General features: G+C 40.5%; 25 protein-coding genes. 23 read left to right on the top strand and 2 right to left on the bottom strand.

The window, feature by feature from the left end; all coding sequences use genetic code 11:
• The first annotated feature begins 2 nt into the window (after positions 1–2).
• From rpsC to rplQ, 21 genes are all read left to right on the top strand, one after another.
• Positions 3–689, top strand: coding sequence for a 30S ribosomal protein S3 (gene rpsC / locus B8W84_RS00520; RefSeq protein ID WP_094751389.1), 687 nt, complete (start codon positions 3–5; stop codon positions 687–689).
• Positions 690–701: 12 nt separating this feature from the next.
• The gene (rplP, locus tag B8W84_RS00525) at positions 702–1,112 is read left to right on the top strand and encodes a 50S ribosomal protein L16 (protein ID WP_015464036.1); all 411 of its coding nucleotides are present in this window, start codon (positions 702–704) and stop codon (positions 1,110–1,112) included.
• Positions 1,112–1,303 carry a 50S ribosomal protein L29 gene (rpmC, locus tag B8W84_RS00530; RefSeq protein ID WP_094751390.1) on the top strand — a complete coding sequence of 64 codons (192 nt, stop codon included), beginning with the start codon at positions 1,112–1,114 and terminating at the stop codon, positions 1,301–1,303. Before rplP ends, rpmC begins: the two co-directional genes overlap by 1 nt.
• Positions 1,303–1,554, top strand: coding sequence for a 30S ribosomal protein S17 (rpsQ, locus tag B8W84_RS00535; protein ID WP_094751391.1), 252 nt, complete (start codon positions 1,303–1,305; stop codon positions 1,552–1,554). Before rpmC ends, rpsQ begins: the two co-directional genes overlap by 1 nt.
• Positions 1,555–1,704: 150 nt before the next feature.
• Positions 1,705–2,073: a 50S ribosomal protein L14 gene (rplN, locus tag B8W84_RS00540; RefSeq protein ID WP_022940337.1), complete on the top strand. Its 369-nt coding sequence runs from the start codon at positions 1,705–1,707 to the stop codon at positions 2,071–2,073.
• 9 nt (positions 2,074–2,082) lie between these two features.
• A complete protein-coding gene (gene rplX, locus B8W84_RS00545) occupies positions 2,083–2,397 on the top strand; it encodes a 50S ribosomal protein L24 (protein WP_094751392.1) in 315 nt (104 codons plus the stop codon).
• A gap of 12 nt (positions 2,398–2,409) precedes the next feature.
• Positions 2,410–2,949, top strand: a complete 540-nt coding sequence (gene rplE, locus B8W84_RS00550; protein ID WP_015464041.1) for a 50S ribosomal protein L5 — start codon at positions 2,410–2,412, stop codon at positions 2,947–2,949.
• Positions 2,950–2,959: 10 nt separating this feature from the next.
• A complete protein-coding gene (rpsN, locus tag B8W84_RS00555; protein ID WP_094751393.1) occupies positions 2,960–3,265 on the top strand; it encodes a 30S ribosomal protein S14 in 306 nt (101 codons plus the stop codon).
• A 25-nt stretch (positions 3,266–3,290) separates the two neighbouring features.
• Positions 3,291–3,683, top strand: a complete 393-nt coding sequence (rpsH, locus tag B8W84_RS00560) for a 30S ribosomal protein S8 (RefSeq protein WP_094751394.1) — start codon at positions 3,291–3,293, stop codon at positions 3,681–3,683.
• Between the two features lie 10 nt (positions 3,684–3,693).
• Complete coding sequence (gene rplF, locus B8W84_RS00565; protein WP_094751395.1) at positions 3,694–4,227, top strand: 50S ribosomal protein L6; 534 nt, start codon at positions 3,694–3,696, stop codon at positions 4,225–4,227.
• Positions 4,228–4,236: 9 nt separating this feature from the next.
• Complete coding sequence (gene rplR / locus B8W84_RS00570) at positions 4,237–4,587, top strand: 50S ribosomal protein L18 (RefSeq protein ID WP_094751396.1); 351 nt, start codon at positions 4,237–4,239, stop codon at positions 4,585–4,587.
• Positions 4,588–4,598: 11 nt separating this feature from the next.
• Positions 4,599–5,099 (top strand): 30S ribosomal protein S5, encoded by a 501-nt coding sequence (rpsE, locus tag B8W84_RS00575; protein WP_094751397.1) that lies wholly within the window; start codon positions 4,599–4,601, stop codon positions 5,097–5,099.
• A gap of 6 nt (positions 5,100–5,105) precedes the next feature.
• Positions 5,106–5,288 (top strand): 50S ribosomal protein L30, encoded by a 183-nt coding sequence (gene rpmD, locus B8W84_RS00580; RefSeq protein WP_094751398.1) that lies wholly within the window; start codon positions 5,106–5,108, stop codon positions 5,286–5,288.
• A 2-nt stretch (positions 5,289–5,290) separates the two neighbouring features.
• On the top strand, positions 5,291–5,725 hold the full coding sequence (gene rplO, locus B8W84_RS00585) for a 50S ribosomal protein L15 (RefSeq protein WP_094751399.1): 435 nt from the start codon (positions 5,291–5,293) through the stop codon (positions 5,723–5,725).
• A 6-nt stretch (positions 5,726–5,731) separates the two neighbouring features.
• Entirely contained in the window at positions 5,732–7,060 is a 1,329-nt protein-coding gene (gene secY, locus B8W84_RS00590; RefSeq protein WP_094751400.1) for a preprotein translocase subunit SecY, read from the top strand.
• A gap of 39 nt (positions 7,061–7,099) precedes the next feature.
• On the top strand, positions 7,100–7,213 hold the full coding sequence (gene rpmJ / locus B8W84_RS00595) for a 50S ribosomal protein L36 (protein WP_011770886.1): 114 nt from the start codon (positions 7,100–7,102) through the stop codon (positions 7,211–7,213).
• A gap of 128 nt (positions 7,214–7,341) precedes the next feature.
• Entirely contained in the window at positions 7,342–7,698 is a 357-nt protein-coding gene (rpsM, locus tag B8W84_RS00600) for a 30S ribosomal protein S13 (protein ID WP_094751401.1), read from the top strand.
• 15 nt (positions 7,699–7,713) lie between these two features.
• On the top strand, positions 7,714–8,103 hold the full coding sequence (rpsK, locus tag B8W84_RS00605; protein WP_094751402.1) for a 30S ribosomal protein S11: 390 nt from the start codon (positions 7,714–7,716) through the stop codon (positions 8,101–8,103).
• A 33-nt stretch (positions 8,104–8,136) separates the two neighbouring features.
• Positions 8,137–8,757 (top strand): 30S ribosomal protein S4, encoded by a 621-nt coding sequence (gene rpsD, locus B8W84_RS00610; RefSeq protein WP_094751403.1) that lies wholly within the window; start codon positions 8,137–8,139, stop codon positions 8,755–8,757.
• A gap of 25 nt (positions 8,758–8,782) precedes the next feature.
• Positions 8,783–9,769 (top strand): DNA-directed RNA polymerase subunit alpha, encoded by a 987-nt coding sequence (locus tag B8W84_RS00615; RefSeq protein WP_094751404.1) that lies wholly within the window; start codon positions 8,783–8,785, stop codon positions 9,767–9,769.
• A 38-nt stretch (positions 9,770–9,807) separates the two neighbouring features.
• A complete protein-coding gene (gene rplQ / locus B8W84_RS00620; RefSeq protein ID WP_094751405.1) occupies positions 9,808–10,188 on the top strand; it encodes a 50S ribosomal protein L17 in 381 nt (126 codons plus the stop codon).
• Between the two features lie 54 nt (positions 10,189–10,242).
• Here rplQ and oxyR read toward each other — a convergent pair whose 3' ends face one another.
• Positions 10,243–11,145, bottom strand: a complete 903-nt coding sequence (gene oxyR / locus B8W84_RS00625) for a DNA-binding transcriptional regulator OxyR (RefSeq protein WP_094751406.1) — start codon at positions 11,143–11,145, stop codon at positions 10,243–10,245.
• A gap of 181 nt (positions 11,146–11,326) precedes the next feature.
• On the opposite strand from oxyR, the gene B8W84_RS00630 reads away from it, so the two are divergent.
• Both B8W84_RS00630 and recG read left to right on the top strand, forming a co-directional pair.
• Positions 11,327–12,577 carry a DUF3482 domain-containing protein gene (locus tag B8W84_RS00630; protein WP_094751407.1) on the top strand — a complete coding sequence of 417 codons (1,251 nt, stop codon included), beginning with the start codon at positions 11,327–11,329 and terminating at the stop codon, positions 12,575–12,577.
• 28 nt (positions 12,578–12,605) lie between these two features.
• Positions 12,606–14,678, top strand: a complete 2,073-nt coding sequence (recG, locus tag B8W84_RS00635) for an ATP-dependent DNA helicase RecG (RefSeq protein ID WP_094751408.1) — start codon at positions 12,606–12,608, stop codon at positions 14,676–14,678.
• 147 nt (positions 14,679–14,825) lie between these two features.
• On the opposite strand, the gene glnG is transcribed toward recG, so the two are convergent.
• Positions 14,826–16,220: a nitrogen regulation protein NR(I) gene (gene glnG / locus B8W84_RS00640; RefSeq protein WP_094751409.1), complete on the bottom strand. Its 1,395-nt coding sequence runs from the start codon at positions 16,218–16,220 to the stop codon at positions 14,826–14,828.
• Between the last annotated feature and the right edge of the window lie 6 nt (positions 16,221–16,226).

Genomic DNA, 16,226 nt, shown 5'->3' on the forward strand with positions numbered 1-16,226 from the left:
CAATGGGACAGAAAGTTCATCCTAACGGTATTCGCCTAGGTATCACTAAAGCATTTAGCTCTACTTGGTATGCTGGCACAAAAGAATTTGCAGATAATCTACATAGTGATTATCAAATACGTAAATTTTTAACAGAGAAACTGAAAAATGCTTCTTTATCTAAAATTACAATTGAACGTCCTGCTAAAAGTGTTCGTGTGACTATTCATACTGCACGTCCAGGCGTTGTAATTGGTAAAAAAGGTGAAGATGTTGAGAAGCTACGCACAGCTATTGCTAAAATGGCCGGTGTTCCAGCTCAAATCAATATTTCAGAAGTTCGTAAACCTGAACTTGACGCAAAACTAGTAGCAGATTCAATCTCTTCTCAGTTAGAGCGTCGTGTAATGTTCCGTCGTGCTATGAAGCGTGCGGTTCAAAATGCTATGCGTCTTGGCGCTAAAGGCATTAAAGTTCAAGTTAGTGGTCGTTTAGGTGGTGCAGAAATCGCACGTGCTGAATGGTATCGTGAAGGTCGTGTGCCTCTACATACTTTTCGTGCCGATATCGATTACTCAACGTCTGAGGCGTTAACAGTTTACGGTATCATCGGTGTTAAGGTTTGGATATTTAAAGGTGAAGTTCTAGGTGGTTTACCACTACAACAAGAACAGCCATCTAAACCAAAACGCAAAGGTCGCGGTAAGTAGGAGTAATATCTAATGATGCAACCAAAACGTATGAAGTTCCGTAAAATGATGAAGGGTCGCAACCGTGGCCTTTCTAAAGGTACGGAAGTAAGCTTTGGCGAGTTCGGACTAAAGGCTACAGGTCGCGGTCGTATTACTGCTCGTCAAATTGAAGCTGCGCGTCGTGCAATGACACGTCACGTGAAGCGTCAAGGAAAAATCTGGATCCGCGTGTTTCCTGATAAACCGATTACTCAGAAGCCTCTTGAAGTGCGTCAAGGTAAAGGTAAGGGTAACGTGGAATATTGGGTTGCTCAAACTCAACCAGGAAAAGTTTTGTATGAAATGGCAGGTGTACCTGAAGCATTAGCTCGTGAAGCGTTTGCTTTAGCTGCTTCTAAATTGCCATTATCTACAACTTTTGTAACTCGTAAGGTGATGTAATGAAAGCTAACGAACTTAAAGATAAAAGTGTTGAAGAGCTTAATGCTGAGCTTTTAAACTTATTACGTGAGCAATTTAACTTACGTATGCAGTTAAACACTGGTCAGTTAGAAAAAGCACACGTAATTAAAGTATTACGTCGTGACATTGCCCGTGTTAAAACTGTACTAACTCAGAAGGCAGGTGCGTAATGAGCGAATGTAATACTCGTACTCTTCAAGGAAAAGTAATTAGTGCTAAGATGGATAAATCTATCGTTGTAGCTATCGAACGTAAAGTGAAGCATCCGTTATACGGAAAATTCATGAAGCGTACGACTAAGATACATGCACATGATGAAAGTAACCAGTGTAGTGAAGGCGACATCGTTAAGATTAGTGAATGCCGTCCTTTATCTAAGACTAAGTCTTGGACATTGGCTGAAGTCGTAACTAAAGCATAATTTTTATAAATTATTATTAGTTATATATGTTAAACGGCGCTCTATAGGGTGCCGTTTTTTTAAACTGTGATGGTATGATGCCGTTCCCTTATTTTAAGGGTAAGCAACTCTTAGTTAGAGAGTATTAATTGTAAATAGCGGAGCACTGTAATGATCCAAATGCAAAGTGTGCTAGATGTCGCCGATAATTCTGGCGCTCGACGCGTAATGTGTATTAAGGTCCTTGGTGGCTCGCATCGCCGTTATGCAGCAATCGGTGACCTCATCAAAGTATCTGTGAAGGAAGCAATTCCTCGCGGTAAAGTTAAAAAAGGTGATGTTCACACAGCTGTGGTTGTGCGTACCAGAAAAGGTGTACGTCGTCCCGATGGTTCTGTAATTCGTTTTGATCGCAACGCTGCGGTCATGTTGAATGCAAACAACCAGCCTATCGGTACACGTATCTTTGGCCCTGTAACTCGTGAACTTCGTAATGATAATTTTATGAAGATTGTTTCACTGGCGCCAGAAGTACTGTAAGGAATCGAAATGGCAGTAAAATTAAAACGTGACGATGAAGTAATAGTTATCGCCGGTAAAGATAAAGGTAAAACTGGAAAAATTTCTAAAGTTTTAGCTAACGGCAAACTAATTATTGAAGGTGTGAACACTGTTAAAAAACATCAAAAGCCAAACCCTCAAGCGGGTGTGACTGGTGGTATTATTGAACAGGAAGCACCAATCGAAGTATCAAATGTTGCGATCCTTAACCCAGAAACGGGTAAAGGGGATCGTGTTGGATTTAGACTTGAAAACGAACAGAAAGTACGTTTTTTCAAATCTAATAATGAACTTGTGAAGTAACTGGAGTTTACGATGGCGAAACTGCATAATTTCTATAAAGACAACGTGGTGTCTGATTTGCAAAAGCAATTCGGCTACACGTCTGTTATGCAAGTCCCTCGAATAGAGAAAATCACCCTTAATATGGGTGTTGGTGAAGCACTGGCCGATAAAAAAGTTCTTGAGCATGCGGCGTCAGATATGGCACTGATCTCAGGGCAAAAGCCAATGATCACTAAAGCACGCCGCTCAGTGGCAGGCTTCAAAATTCGTGAAGGCTACCCAATTGGTTGTAAAGTAACACTACGTGGAGCACGTATGTGGGATTTCTTTGAGCGTTTGGTAACAATCGCTATCCCTCGTGTGCGTGATTTCCGTGGCCTAAATGCTAAGTCATTTGATGGTCGTGGTAACTACTCTATGGGTGTTCGTGAGCAAATCATTTTCCCTGAAATTGATTACGATAAAGTTGATAAAGTACGTGGTTTAGATATCACAATTACTACATCAGCTAAGACTGACGAAGAAGGACATGCATTACTTGCAGCGTTTAACTTCCCATTCCGTAAGTAAGGTGTAAATAATGGCTAAACAATCAATGAAAGCGCGTGAAGTAAAACGTACGAAGCTAGTTGCCAAGTTCGCTGAAAAGCGTGCTAGTTTAAAAGCAATTATCAGTGGTATTAATTCTAGCGATGAAGATCGTTGGAATGCAGTACTACAGCTTCAAACGCTACCTCGTGATTCAAGCTCATCTCGTCAACGTAACCGTTGTCGTGTGACTGGGCGTCCACATGGTTATCTTCGTAAATTTGGCATGAGCCGTATTAAGGTTCGTGAACATATGATGCGCGGAGAAATCCCTGGCTTGAAAAAAGCCAGCTGGTAATCAATTAATCACGGAGTAAAAAGTTATGAGCATGCAAGATCCTATTTCGGATATGCTTACGCGTATTCGTAACGGTCAAGCAGCAAGCAAAGTATTTGTAAAGATGCCTTCTTCTAAGCAGAAAGTTGCAATAGCAGCTGTTCTTAAAGCCGAAGGTTATATTTCAGATTTCGTTGTTGCTGGTGACACAAAGCCTGAATTAGAAGTTACTTTAAAGTACTTCGAAGGCAAAAAAGTTATCGATACTATTAAACGAGTTTCTCGTCCTGGCCTACGTATCTACAAAGGTGCGACCGACTTACCAAAAGTTATGGCTGGTTTAGGTATCGCGATTATTTCAACTTCACATGGTGTTATGACTGACCGTGCTGCGCGTAAAGCGAGCATCGGTGGTGAGATCATCTGTTACGTATCGTAAGGAGTAGTTTATGTCTCGTATTGCTAAGGCACCAATTACTGTTCTTGCTAGCGTAGAAGTTAAAGTAAACGGTCAAGAGATCACCCTAAAAGGTGGTAAAGGCGAATTAATTCGTACTCTTAATGATGCTGTTGTTGTTAAATTAGAAGACGGTGTAATTACATTTGCACCTGTTGCAGGCATTAAAGATGCTTGGGCACAAGCAGGTACTGCTCGTGCTAATGTTAACAACATGATGATCGGTGTATCAACAGGATTTAAGAAGACTCTTCTTCTTAAAGGTGTTGGTTATCGTGCACAAGTTAAAGGCCAAGAGATAAGCCTAGCTTTAGGTTTCTCTCACCCTGTTGTTTATACATTACCAAAATCAATTACTGTTACGGCTCCTAGCCAAACAGAAATTATCTTGGAAGGTGCTGATAAACAACAAGTTGGTCAAGCAGCTGCAGAGATCCGTGCGTTCCGTCCACCTGAGCCTTACAAAGGTAAAGGTGTTCGTTATGCTGATGAAAACGTGCGTCGTAAAGAAGCGAAGAAAAAGTAAGGTAAGAACATGGATAAGAAATCATCTCGTCTTCGTCGTGCTACTCGCACACGTAAGAAGTTACAAGAGCTTGGTGCGACTCGTCTAGTGATCAACCGTACACCTCGCCATACTTACGCGCAGGTAATTACAGCTGACGCACAAGTCGTAGCAAGTGCTTCTACTTTAGAAAAAGAAGTACGTGCTCAAGTGAGTAACGGTGGTAACATAGAAGCAGCTCAACTAATTGGAAAATTAGTTGCAGAACGCGCAGTTGAAAAAGGAATTAGTAAAATTTCTTTTGACCGTAGCGGTTTCCAATACCACGGTCGTGTAGCAGCATTAGCTGAAGCAGCTCGTGCAGCTGGTCTTCAGTTCTAAGGGTAAAGATTATGTCAAAAGTAGAATCTCAAGCCGGTGATCTGAACGAAAAGCTAATCGCAGTGAACCGTGTATCAAAAGTTGTTAAAGGTGGTCGCATCTTTAGCTTTACAGCACTAACAGTTGTTGGTGATGGTAATGGCCGAGTAGGTTTTGGTTATGGTAAAGCACGTGAAGTTCCAGCAGCTATTCAAAAAGCTATGGAAAAAGCACGTCGCAATATCAGCGAAATCAAGCTTAAAGGTAACACTCTGCAACATCCGATCAAGGGTCGTCACTCTGGATCTAAAGTGTATATGCAACCAGCATCTGAAGGTACTGGTATCATCGCAGGTGGTGCAATGCGTGCCGTATTAGAAGTTGTTGGCGTACAAAATGTACTTGCTAAAGCTTACGGCTCAACTAACCCAATTAACGTAGTTCGCGCTACGCTTGATGCTCTAGAGAACATGAACTCTCCTGAGCAGATTTCAGCTAAGCGCGGCTTATCTGTTAATGAATTACTGGGGTAATTAAGCATGGCTACTAAAACGATTAAAGTAACTCAAACCAAAAGTGCAATTGGCCGTTTACCAAAGCATCGTGCGTGTATCAAAGGTCTAGGCCTGCGTCGCATCGGTCATACTGTTGAGTTGGAAGATACTCCAGCAGTACGTGGTATGGTTAATAAAGTGTTCTATATGGTTAAGGTTGAGGGGTAATTATGAGACTAAATACTCTATCTCCAGCAGCTGGCTCTAAGCCTTCTGCTAAACGTGTTGGTCGTGGTATCGGCTCTGGATATGGTAAAACTTGTGGCCGCGGTCATAAAGGTTTAAAAGCTCGTTCAGGCGGTAAAGTACGTCCAGGTTTTGAAGGTGGTCAAATGCCTTTGAAACAACGTTTACCTAAATTCGGTTTCACATCACGTAAATCTCTCGTTAGCTGCGAAGTTCGTTTGAACGAAATAGCTAAAGTAGAAGGTGATGTTGTAACTTTAGAAACGTTGAAACAGGCAGGTCTACTTGTAAACACTATTAAGTTTACAAAAGTAGTTCTTTCTGGTGAAATCTCTCGCTCAGTAACGGTTAAGGGTCTTCGTGTAACGAAGGGTGCTCGTGCTGCTATTGAAGCTGCAGGCGGAAAAATCGAGGAATAATAGGCAATGGCTAAGAAACCAGGATTAGATCCTAAAGCAATGCAAGGCGCTAAGTTAGGCGAGCTCAAAACACGACTTTTGTTTGTTTTGGGTGCTATTTTAGTGTTCCGTATGGGCTCTTTCGTTCCGATTCCTGGTATTGACGCCGCTGTCCTAGCTGATCTGTTTAACCAACAGAAGGGTACCATCATAGAGATGTTTAACATGTTCTCTGGTGGTGCTCTATCGCGTGCCTCTATCTTTGCTCTGGGTATTATGCCGTATATTTCTGCGTCAATTATTATCCAGCTGTTAACGGTAGTACATCCTCCTTTAGCTGAGCTAAAGAAAGAGGGTGAATCTGGTCGTCGAAAGATCAACCAGTACACTCGATACGGTACCTTAGTGTTAGGTACATTCCAAGCAATAGGTATTGCAACCGGTTTGCCAACGATGATGCCCGGTCTGGTTGAAAATCCAGGCATGGCATTTTATATCACGGCAGTTGTAAGCTTAGTCACAGGAACAATGTTCCTTATGTGGTTGGGTGAGCAAATTACCGAACGCGGTATTGGTAATGGTATTTCTATCATTATTTTTGTAGGTATTATCGCTGGTTTGCCAGGTGCAATCGGCAAAACAATTGAGCAAGCACGCCAAGGCGAAATTAATGTTATAGTGTTACTCGCATTAATTGTTATCGTTTTTGCAACAACGGCATTTGTTGTTTTTGTTGAACGTGGTCAACGACGTATCGTTGTTAATTACGCTAAACGTCAACAAGGTCGTAAGATTTTTGCTGCTCAAAGTACCCACTTGCCATTGAAATTAAACATGGCGGGTGTAATTCCTGCAATTTTTGCCTCGAGTGTTATCTTATTTCCTGGTACAATAGCTGCTTGGTTTGGTCGGACTGAAGGTTTAGGCTGGTTATCGGATGTTTCTTTGGCGTTACAGCCAGGACAACCGTTACATATGATGTTATATGCAGCCGCAATTATCTTCTTTTGCTTCTTTTATACTGCGTTAACGTTTAATCCACGTGAAACAGCAGATAATTTGAAGAAAAGCGGTGCCTTTATTCCAGGTATTCGTCCCGGAGAACAAACATCACGTTACATTGATAAAGTGATGACACGCTTAACATTAGTTGGCGCGTTATATATTACCTTTATCTGTTTGATTCCCGAGTTTATGATGGTCGCAATGAATACGCAGTTCTACTTCGGTGGTACGTCGTTATTAATTATCGTTGTTGTTATTATGGACTTTATGGCACAAGTACAGACGCATTTGATGTCTAATCAATATGAATCTGTCTTGAAAAAAGCTAACTTAAAGGATTACGGTAAATAACCGTTTCTGGTAAAGTTATACTAACTACGGAGTGTTGCAATGAAAGTTCGTGCATCCGTTAAAAAAATCTGTCGTAACTGCAAAGTTATCAAGCGCCACGGTGTGGTGCGTGTTATCTGTGTAGAGCCAAAGCATAAACAACGCCAAGGCTAATTTAGATTTTGGATCAAATGCTTAGGTAGAGAAGCTATCTAAGCATTAATTGTTTGATAAATCGTCATTTGTAGAGTATCCTACCGGGCTTTTCGCAAATGAATCATTAATTATAAAAGGAGTGCATAGTGGCCCGTATCGCTGGCATTAACGTTCCTGATCATAAGCACATTGTAATTGCATTAACTGCAATCTTTGGTATTGGTAAAACTAGCGCACAAAAAATTTGTGCAGCATCTGGTTTTGCTGAATCTACAAAGCTTAACGATCTGGAAGAATCACAAATCGAAGTTCTTCGTAAAGAAGTAGCTAATTTCACCGTTGAAGGTGATTTACGTCGTGAAGTATCTATGAGCATCAAGCGTCTTATGGACCTTGGTTGTTATCGTGGTATTCGCCATCGCCGCAGCTTGCCTGTACGTGGACAGCGTTCTAAAACGAATGCTCGTACTCGTAAAGGTCCGCGTAAAGCAATTAGAAAATAATAAGGGTAAGAGATAATGGCTAAGACTCCAACTCGTGCTCGCAAGCGCGTTAAAAAGCAAGTCGTGGATGGTATGGCTCATATCCATGCGTCTTTCAACAACACAATCGTAACTATTACAGACCGTCAAGGTAATGCTCTTTCTTGGGCAACTGCCGGTGGTTCTGGTTTCCGTGGTTCACGTAAATCTACTCCGTTCGCAGCTCAAGTTGCAGCAGAACGTGCTGCAGAAGCAGCAAAAGAGTATGGTCTTAAAAACATAGAAGTTTTTGTAAATGGACCAGGACCTGGTCGTGAATCTTCGATTCGCGCACTAAACGCGGCGGGTTTCCGTGTAACTAATATTACTGACGTTACGCCGATCCCTCATAATGGTTGTCGTCCACCAAAGAAACGTCGCGTTTAATCGCAACTTTCTAAGGTAATTGGAGAAAGAACAATGGCAAGATATTTAGGTCCTAAGCTGAAGCTTAGCCGTCGTGAAGGAACAGATCTTTTCTTAAAGTCTGGTGTCCGCTCGATTGAATCTAAGTGTAAGATTGATAATGCACCAGGTGTACATGGTGCACGTAAACCTCGTCTATCTGACTACGGTTTACAACTACGTGAAAAGCAAAAAGTTCGTCGTATTTACGGTGTACTAGAAAAGCAATTCCGTAACTATTACAAAGAAGCAGCTCGTTTACAGGGCAACACTGGTGAAAACCTTCTTCAACTTCTTGAAGGTCGTTTAGACAATGTTGTTTACCGTATGGGTTTTGGTGCTACTCGCGCTGAATCTCGTCAACTAGTTAGTCATAAAGCGCTAACTGTTAACGGTAAAGTTGTAAACATACCTTCTTTCAATGTGAAAGCTGGCGATGTTATCGCAATCCGTGAAAAATCTAAAAAGCAAGCGCGTATTAGCGCTGCATTAGAGATCGCTGGTCAACGTGAGGCCCTACCTTGGGTTGAAGTTGATACAACGAAGATGGAAGGCGAGTTTAAACGTCAACCTGAACGTTCAGATTTATCTGCTGAGATTAACGAACAGTTAATCATCGAGCTTTACTCTAAGTAAAGTTAACTGCTAAGAGAGGACACAAATGCAGGGTTCTGTAATTGATTTTCTAAAACCAAGATTAGTTGATATTGAACAAGTCAACGCAACAAGAGCAAAAGTGACTTTAGAGCCGCTTGAGCGTGGTTTTGGCCACACTCTAGGTAACGCACTTCGCCGTATTTTATTATCGTCTATGCCTGGTGCAGCGGTAACCGAAGTCGAAATTGATGGTGTACAACATGAGTACAGCAGCAAAGAAGGCGTGCAAGAAGATATCCTTGAGATCCTTCTTAACCTTAAAGGTCTTGCTGTTAAGCTTGAAGGTAAAAACGAAGTTCTAGTTAGCTTAACTAAATCTGGCGCTGGTCCTGTTACGGCAGGCGACATTATCCATGATGGTGATGTCGAGATAGTCAACCCAGAACATGTGATCTGTCATTTAACAGGCAATGCTGAAATCAGCATGCGTATTAAAATTGAATCAGGTCGCGGTTACGTTCCAGCTTCAACACGTATTCATAGTGAAGAAGATGAGCGTCCAATCGGTCGTTTATTAGTCGATGCTTGTTTCAGTCCTGTTGAGCGTATTGCTTACAGTGTTGAGTCAGCTCGTGTTGAACAACGTACAGATTTAGACAAACTTATCATCGATATGGAAACAAATGGTACTATAGATCCTGAGGAAGCAATTCGTCGTGCAGCTACAATTTTAGCTGAACAATTAGACGCATTTGTTGACTTACGTGAAGCTAATGTTCCTGTTGAGAAAGAAGAGAAACCTGAGTTTGATCCAATTCTCTTGCGCCCAGTAGATGATTTAGAGTTAACTGTTCGTTCTGCTAATTGTTTAAAAGCAGAAACGATTCACTATATTGGTGATTTGGTACAACGTACAGAAGTTGAACTTCTTAAAACACCTAATTTAGGTAAGAAGTCACTCACTGAAATCAAAGATGTACTTGCATCACGTGGACTGTCTCTAGGTATGCGCCTAGAAAACTGGCCACCAGTAAGTTTAATCGAAGATTAATACCAGTCATCTGAATAACGAATAATAAGGATTAAGTCATGCGTCATCGTCACAGTGGACGTCAACTTAACCGAAACAGTAGCCATCGTCAGGCTATGTTTCGCAATATGGCGAGTTCAATTGTTGAGCATGAAGTAATTAAGACTACTTTACCAAAAGCAAAAGAACTTCGTCGTGTAGTTGAACCTTTAATTACACTAGCTAAAACGGATAGCGTTGCTAACCGTCGTTTAGCTTTTGCTCGCACGCGTGATAGCGCGGTCGTAGCTAAATTGTTTAATGAATTAGGACCTCGCTATGCGAATCGTCCTGGTGGTTACACACGCATCATTAAATGTGGTTTCCGTACTGGTGATAAAGCCCCAATGGCTTACATCGAGTTCGTAGATCGCCCAGTAGTAGCAGACAAAGAAGATTAGTCTTACTTTTAAGTTACATTAAAAAAGCCGGACATATGTTCGGCTTTTTTGTGCTTAATATTTATCGAGTTGTTTATTGACCGCTTTTGTTATCAATGCAGAAAGTTGTGTAAAGCAAATTTTACGCACGCTGTTTTTTCGACACAATAAAACAATATTTCGTGTTGGAATTGGCGCCGTAAAGGGGATATACATAATGCCTGCTTGATGGCGACTCAGAGGAATTGCAAGTTGTGGTAAGAGGGTTAAGCCATTATCAGCACCTATCATATGACGTAGTGTTTCTAAACTGGTGGCCTTGAAACTATTGTCTTCAATCGCACCTGCGGCAAAACAAAATCCTAAAGCTTGATCACGTAGGCAATGCCCATCAGCAAGCATTAAAATACGCTCACCACAAAGTTTTTTAATATCGATTTCTTTTTTGTTTGTCCAACGATGTGTTTCAGATAAAGCTAGCTCTAAGGGCTCCACGTAAAGAGGATATTTTTTGAAATTGTGCATGTCAGGCAATAAAGCTAACATTAAACAATCTAAGTCACCACTTTCGAGTTGTTTAATGAGTACTTTAGTTTGATCTTCATGCAAAAAAACCTCAAGATCGGGAAAGTTTTTTCTAATGCGAGGAATGATCAAAGGCAATAAATAAGGGGCAACGGTGGGAATTAAACCAATATGTAGTTGTCCTTGCATAGGTTCATTGTAACTTTTTGCTATCTCTTTTAATGATTTGGCCTCAACTAAAATATTTTTTGCTTTGGCGACAATATCTAAACCGGCTTGTGTAAAAATAACTTTACGTGATGACCGCTCCATTAATTTAACATTGAGCTCTTCTTCTAATTTACGGATCTGTCCACTTAATGTGGGTTGGCTGACATAACACTTTTCGGCGGCCTTGCGAAAGTGTTTTACCTCCTCAAGTGCGATTAAATACTCTAAGTCTCTAAAATTCATAATGAAACCTTATTTTTTGCGAATGAATTCGTATAGTTATTCAAAATAGGATGTAAATAATTATATCGTGCGACATTAATTGTGTCTGCAGAAAAAGGGGCGTTACGTTTAAGTCAATGGTATCAATTAGCCTTAAACACAAATATTGATTTAGATAATATTATGCAGCTAAGGAGTCAGAATGATTAGTTTATCTGTTGCAGTTGTAGGGCATACAAATGTAGGGAAAACTTCATTAATACGCACTTTATTACGTGATGTTACCTTTGGAGACGTTGCCGATTGTGCGGGGACGACAAGGCATGTCGAAGGCGGTGCTGTTGTGATTGATAGCACTCAACAATTAGCGCTTTATGATACTCCCGGTCTAGAGGATAGTACTTGTTTATTACAATTGTTAAGCACATATTTTAGTGGACAACGTGTCGATGGTATTGAACGATTACAATATTTTTTAGATAACGTAACGGATAATGGTGAATGGTTGCAAGAAGCTAAAGTGTTACGTTCGTTGCTAATAAATGATCTTATTTTCTATGTGATTGATGTGAGAGAGCCTACTTTGGGTAAGTATCGAGATGAATTACAGATACTAAGCTATGCGGTAAAACCTATTATACCGGTACTTAATTTTATTAAAGGAGAACAAGAGAATACGACGCGATGGGTAGCTCAATTGGCACGTCTTAATTTTCATGCGTATGTTTGTTTTGATAACGTTAATTTTAAATTCAGTGATGAATTAAAAATTTATCAAAAGATGCAAACGTTACTCGCAGATAAAGAAGAATTATTAAGCGCATTGATAAAACAACGTAAGAGTCAGTGGCAGTCGTTATTAACTCTTGCAAAAAAATTAATGGCAGAGCTTATTATTGAGTGTGGAGCATTGCGTTATGCGGTGCCGGATATTGATGATGGTCCCCAAAAGGCGATGTTGATGTTACAAAATAAAGTCCGTAAAGCCGAGTTGGATTGTGTTAAAAAATTATTAGCCTTATATCAATTTAGGCAACAAGATATACAAGATAGCGCATTGAATATTCAGCAAGGCCGATGGGAGTTAGACCTGTTTTCTCGTGATAATATACAAGAGTATGGAGTGCAACTCGGTAGTTCCGTAGCAAAAGGCGCGGGTATTGGTCTTGCAATAGATTTAGCTGTAGGAGGGCTGACGTTAGGTGTTGCTGCCTTATCAGGAGGTGTCGTCGGTGCTTTTTGGAGTGTTAAAACTCGTTATTATGAGGAAATTAAAGCTCAATTTAAAGGTGAGCGTTATATTTGCTTAGATAAACAGACTTTACAGATTTTGTATCTGCGTCAATTGAAGTTATTACATGTTTTACAGCAACGAGGTCATGCAAGTTCAGAGAAAATTAAATTTCAAGTAAGTGTCTCTGATGCTAGTAATGCTATAACAGTGTTTCGTTGAATATGTTTTATCTTTTATTGGAACCACAATGAAATTACACAAAATACCTCTTACGGTATTAGATGGCGTCGGGATAAAACTTTCTGAGCGTTTAGCAAAAATGAATTTATACACGGTTGCGGATTTGCTTTTTCATTTGCCCTTACATTACCAAGATCGTGCGCGCGTGTATTCGATTTCGCAATTGCAAGAGGGTATGCAAGTCAGTATTGTGGGACGTATTATTAGTAGCCAAGTGCAAAGGGGAAAACGACGCATTTTAAAATGTAAGATCCGTGATGAAAGTGGCATTGCTTGCCTTAATTTTTTCCATTTTAATGTGGCGCAACAAAATTCGTTTACAGAGGGCCGTCTTATACAATGTTTTGGTGATTTTAAAATTGGTTATCAAGGTGTTGAAGTCACTCATCCAGAGTATCATTTTATCGATAAACGTCAAAAAAACACTGAAGCGGGGTATTTAACACCCGTGTATCCCTGTACTGAAGGTTTAAAACAAAACAGTTTACGTAAACTTGTTTTACAAGCGTTACATCTATTAAAACAAAATGATATTGAAGAAGTATTACCTACCCACTTGTTGACATACCCATTAAGTCTTCATGATGCTTTGCACTATCTCCATCAGCCGCCTATCGATGCCTGTATTGAGCAACTTGAATCGCGTAGCCATCCGGCACAACAACGCTTGATTCTAGAAGAATTATTAGCACAACAAGTTAATATGTTAATGATACGCAGTGCCATGCAAAAAAACCAAAGTGTGTCAATTGCAAAAAGTACAACACTTGGGCCTCAATTATTACAAGGTTTGCCTTTTTCCGCCACTAATGCGCAGCAAAGAGTGGTTGCTGAGATTGTACAAGATTTACAAAAAAATAAACCTATGATGCGTCTGGTACAAGGGGACGTTGGTTCTGGAAAAACATTAGTGGCGGCACTGGCTGCATTATGTGTCATAGAGGCAGGTTATCAAGTGGCGCTTATGGCGCCTACCGAATTATTAGCGGAGCAACATTATTTAACATTTCAAGACTGGTTTGGCCCTCTTGGGGTGCGAGTGGGGATGTTATCGGGGAAGATGAAAATAAAAGAGAAACGCTCACAAACGGAAGATATACAGCTTGGTTTAGCACAAATGGTGATTGGAACACATGCATTATTTTCAAATAATGTCATATTTAAAAATTTACAGTTGATCATTGTAGATGAGCAACACCGTTTTGGTGTACATCAACGTTTAGCATTGCGCAGCAAGGGAAAATCGGGAGATTTTGCTCCACATCAATTGACCATGACCGCGACACCCATCCCACGGACGTTGGCGATGACCGCATATGCAGATTTGAAAGTTTCGGTGATTGATGAGTTACCTGCGGGGCGTACGGCAGTACAAACCATAGTACTACCTGAAACTCGTCGAGGTGATATTATTCGTCGTGTTTATCATGCGTGTAAGGATCAAGGGCGTCAGGCATATTGGGTATGTACTTTAATTTCTGAATCTGAAGCTTTGCAATGTCAAGCTGCGGAAAATATTGCTAATGATTTGCAACTTTCCCTTGTTGATTTACGTATAGGCTTGGTGCACGGGCGGATGAGAGGGTCAGAGAAGAAATATGTAATGGAAGCATTTAAAAGCGGAAATCTCGACTTGCTTGTCGCTACAACGGTGATAGAAGTCGGCGTCGATGTGCCTAATGCCAGCTTAATGATAATTGAAAATGCGGAGCGTTTAGGGCTTGCTCAATTACATCAATTGCGCGGGCGGGTGGGGCGTGGCAGTGTTGCTAGTCATTGTGTTTTACTTTATAAAGATCCGTTGTCAAAGGTGGCAAAAAAACGTTTACAAATATTGCGGCGTAGTAATGATGGTTTTTATATTGCAGAGCAAGATCTTATTATACGCGGGCCAGGAGAAGTATTAGGGACTAAACAAACGGGCGTTGCCAGCTTTAAAATTGCAGATTTATTACGCGATCAAAGTTTACTTCCGGATGTAAAGCGCCTTGCACAGCAATTACTCTATGAATATCCACAATATATAATGCCATTAACCAAACGCTGGTTAGGTGATAACCAAGACTATGGGCAAGTTTAATCTTTATTTTTTGTAAAAATTTTAAAGGAATAGCATCGTTACAATAGAGATATAAATGTCTAATCCATATTAGATTTCATCATGCGATTTATAGGCAAATAAAAAAATTTAAATGTGCCTATTCTAGAAGTCTAAGATCGCATTTTATTAAAGGTTAAATTCTTTTAATTTGCGTGTTAAGGTGTTGCGTCCCCAACCGAGTTTCTGAGCTGCTTCTAATTTTTTACCATGAGTAAAAGATAAAGTAGTTTGTAACATTAATTTTTCTAGCTGAGGTAAGGCTTCACTTAGTAAATTTTGTTGTCCGTTTTGTAACGCGGAGCGAGTCCATTGTACCAGCATTTGTTGCCACTCAGGAGCATTGTTAGAATGGGTTGTTGTTTGCGCTTTGAGATCTAAAGGTAGGTCATGAATATGTATTTCTTGACCGCTGGCCATTACCGTAAGCCAGCGACATAAATTTTCAAGTTGGCGAACATTACCAGGCCACGCTAGGCTTTGTAAATATTTTTGACACTTCGCACTAATTTTTTTCTGTTCAACATTTAACTCTGTGGCAATTTGTTGTAAAAAATGCTGGCTTAATAAGGGGATGTCTTCGCGACGTTCTTGTAATGCCGGTAGCTGTAAACGTATAACATTCAAACGGTGAAACAGATCTTCTCTAAAGTCCCCCTTTGCAACTTTTTCTTCTAAATTGTGATGTGTTGCTGCGATAATTCGTACATCAACGTGAACTTCTTGTGTGCCACCGATTCGATAAAAATGTCCATCAGAAAGAACGCGTAATAAACGCGTTTGGACATCTAAGGGCATATCTCCAATTTCATCAAGAAATAATGTACCACCATCAGCTTGCTCAAAGCGTCCTGTTCGTTTTTGTACAGCGCCTGTAAAAGCACCTTTTTCATGGCCAAAGAGCTCGGCTTCAATAAGTTCTCTGGGAATGGCAGCCATATTTAAAGCAATAAATGTTTGCGTGCGTCTAGGGCTATGCTTATGCAGGGCATGTGCAACAAGCTCTTTTCCGGTGCCAGATTGGCCATTAATCAATACATTCATACTTGATCGAGAGAGGCGCCCAATAACACGAAATACATCTTGCATCGCGGGTGCTTTGCCTATTATTTCTGGAGTATGTAATGCTATTTCAGGCTGTGATTTCTTCTGTTTTAATTCTAAACTGTGACTAATTGCCCGTTGTATCATGATGCTAGCTTCATGAATATCAAACGGTTTGGGTAAATATTCAAAAGCGCCATTTTGATAAGCATTGACAGCACTGTCTAAGTCGCTGTGCGCAGTCATTATGATAATAGGGAGTTGTGGGAATTTTTGATGAATGCGTCGCATAAGCGCTAAGCCGTCTATACCCTGCATACGGATATCAGAGATAATCACTTCGGGTTGCTCGATTTGTAGCTGCTCCCACAAGCTTTCTGCGTCGGGAAAACTGGCATAACTTATCTGTTTTGTTTTTAGCGTACGCTCTAATACCCAACGAATGGCATGATCGTCATCTACTATCCATGCTGTTGCCATGATTTC

Source organism: Psychromonas sp. CD1 (assembly GCF_002239585.1).
Lineage (GTDB): Bacteria > Pseudomonadota > Gammaproteobacteria > Enterobacterales > Psychromonadaceae > Psychromonas.

What these genes read in the sequence shown, in the direction of transcription:
- rpsC (WP_094751389.1), top strand. Translation starts at nt 3, where the DNA reads ATGGGACAGAAAGTTCATCCTAACGGTATTCGCCTAGGTATCACTAAA.
- rplP (WP_015464036.1), top strand. Translation starts at nt 702, where the DNA reads ATGATGCAACCAAAACGTATGAAGTTCCGTAAAATGATGAAGGGTCGC.
- rpmC (WP_094751390.1), top strand. Translation starts at nt 1,112, where the DNA reads ATGAAAGCTAACGAACTTAAAGATAAAAGTGTTGAAGAGCTTAATGCT.
- rpsQ (WP_094751391.1), top strand. Translation starts at nt 1,303, where the DNA reads ATGAGCGAATGTAATACTCGTACTCTTCAAGGAAAAGTAATTAGTGCT.
- rplN (WP_022940337.1), top strand. Translation starts at nt 1,705, where the DNA reads ATGATCCAAATGCAAAGTGTGCTAGATGTCGCCGATAATTCTGGCGCT.
- rplX (WP_094751392.1), top strand. Translation starts at nt 2,083, where the DNA reads ATGGCAGTAAAATTAAAACGTGACGATGAAGTAATAGTTATCGCCGGT.
- rplE (WP_015464041.1), top strand. Translation starts at nt 2,410, where the DNA reads ATGGCGAAACTGCATAATTTCTATAAAGACAACGTGGTGTCTGATTTG.
- rpsN (WP_094751393.1), top strand. Translation starts at nt 2,960, where the DNA reads ATGGCTAAACAATCAATGAAAGCGCGTGAAGTAAAACGTACGAAGCTA.
- rpsH (WP_094751394.1), top strand. Translation starts at nt 3,291, where the DNA reads ATGAGCATGCAAGATCCTATTTCGGATATGCTTACGCGTATTCGTAAC.
- rplF (WP_094751395.1), top strand. Translation starts at nt 3,694, where the DNA reads ATGTCTCGTATTGCTAAGGCACCAATTACTGTTCTTGCTAGCGTAGAA.
- rplR (WP_094751396.1), top strand. Translation starts at nt 4,237, where the DNA reads ATGGATAAGAAATCATCTCGTCTTCGTCGTGCTACTCGCACACGTAAG.
- rpsE (WP_094751397.1), top strand. Translation starts at nt 4,599, where the DNA reads ATGTCAAAAGTAGAATCTCAAGCCGGTGATCTGAACGAAAAGCTAATC.
- rpmD (WP_094751398.1), top strand. Translation starts at nt 5,106, where the DNA reads ATGGCTACTAAAACGATTAAAGTAACTCAAACCAAAAGTGCAATTGGC.
- rplO (WP_094751399.1), top strand. Translation starts at nt 5,291, where the DNA reads ATGAGACTAAATACTCTATCTCCAGCAGCTGGCTCTAAGCCTTCTGCT.
- secY (WP_094751400.1), top strand. Translation starts at nt 5,732, where the DNA reads ATGGCTAAGAAACCAGGATTAGATCCTAAAGCAATGCAAGGCGCTAAG.
- rpmJ (WP_011770886.1), top strand. Translation starts at nt 7,100, where the DNA reads ATGAAAGTTCGTGCATCCGTTAAAAAAATCTGTCGTAACTGCAAAGTT.
- rpsK (WP_094751402.1), top strand. Translation starts at nt 7,714, where the DNA reads ATGGCTAAGACTCCAACTCGTGCTCGCAAGCGCGTTAAAAAGCAAGTC.
- rpsD (WP_094751403.1), top strand. Translation starts at nt 8,137, where the DNA reads ATGGCAAGATATTTAGGTCCTAAGCTGAAGCTTAGCCGTCGTGAAGGA.
- B8W84_RS00615 (WP_094751404.1), top strand. Translation starts at nt 8,783, where the DNA reads ATGCAGGGTTCTGTAATTGATTTTCTAAAACCAAGATTAGTTGATATT.
- rplQ (WP_094751405.1), top strand. Translation starts at nt 9,808, where the DNA reads ATGCGTCATCGTCACAGTGGACGTCAACTTAACCGAAACAGTAGCCAT.
- oxyR (WP_094751406.1), bottom strand. Translation starts at nt 11,145, where the DNA reads ATGAATTTTAGAGACTTAGAGTATTTAATCGCACTTGAGGAGGTAAAA.
- B8W84_RS00630 (WP_094751407.1), top strand. Translation starts at nt 11,327, where the DNA reads ATGATTAGTTTATCTGTTGCAGTTGTAGGGCATACAAATGTAGGGAAA.
- recG (WP_094751408.1), top strand. Translation starts at nt 12,606, where the DNA reads ATGAAATTACACAAAATACCTCTTACGGTATTAGATGGCGTCGGGATA.
- glnG (WP_094751409.1), bottom strand. Translation starts at nt 16,220, where the DNA reads ATGGCAACAGCATGGATAGTAGATGACGATCATGCCATTCGTTGGGTA.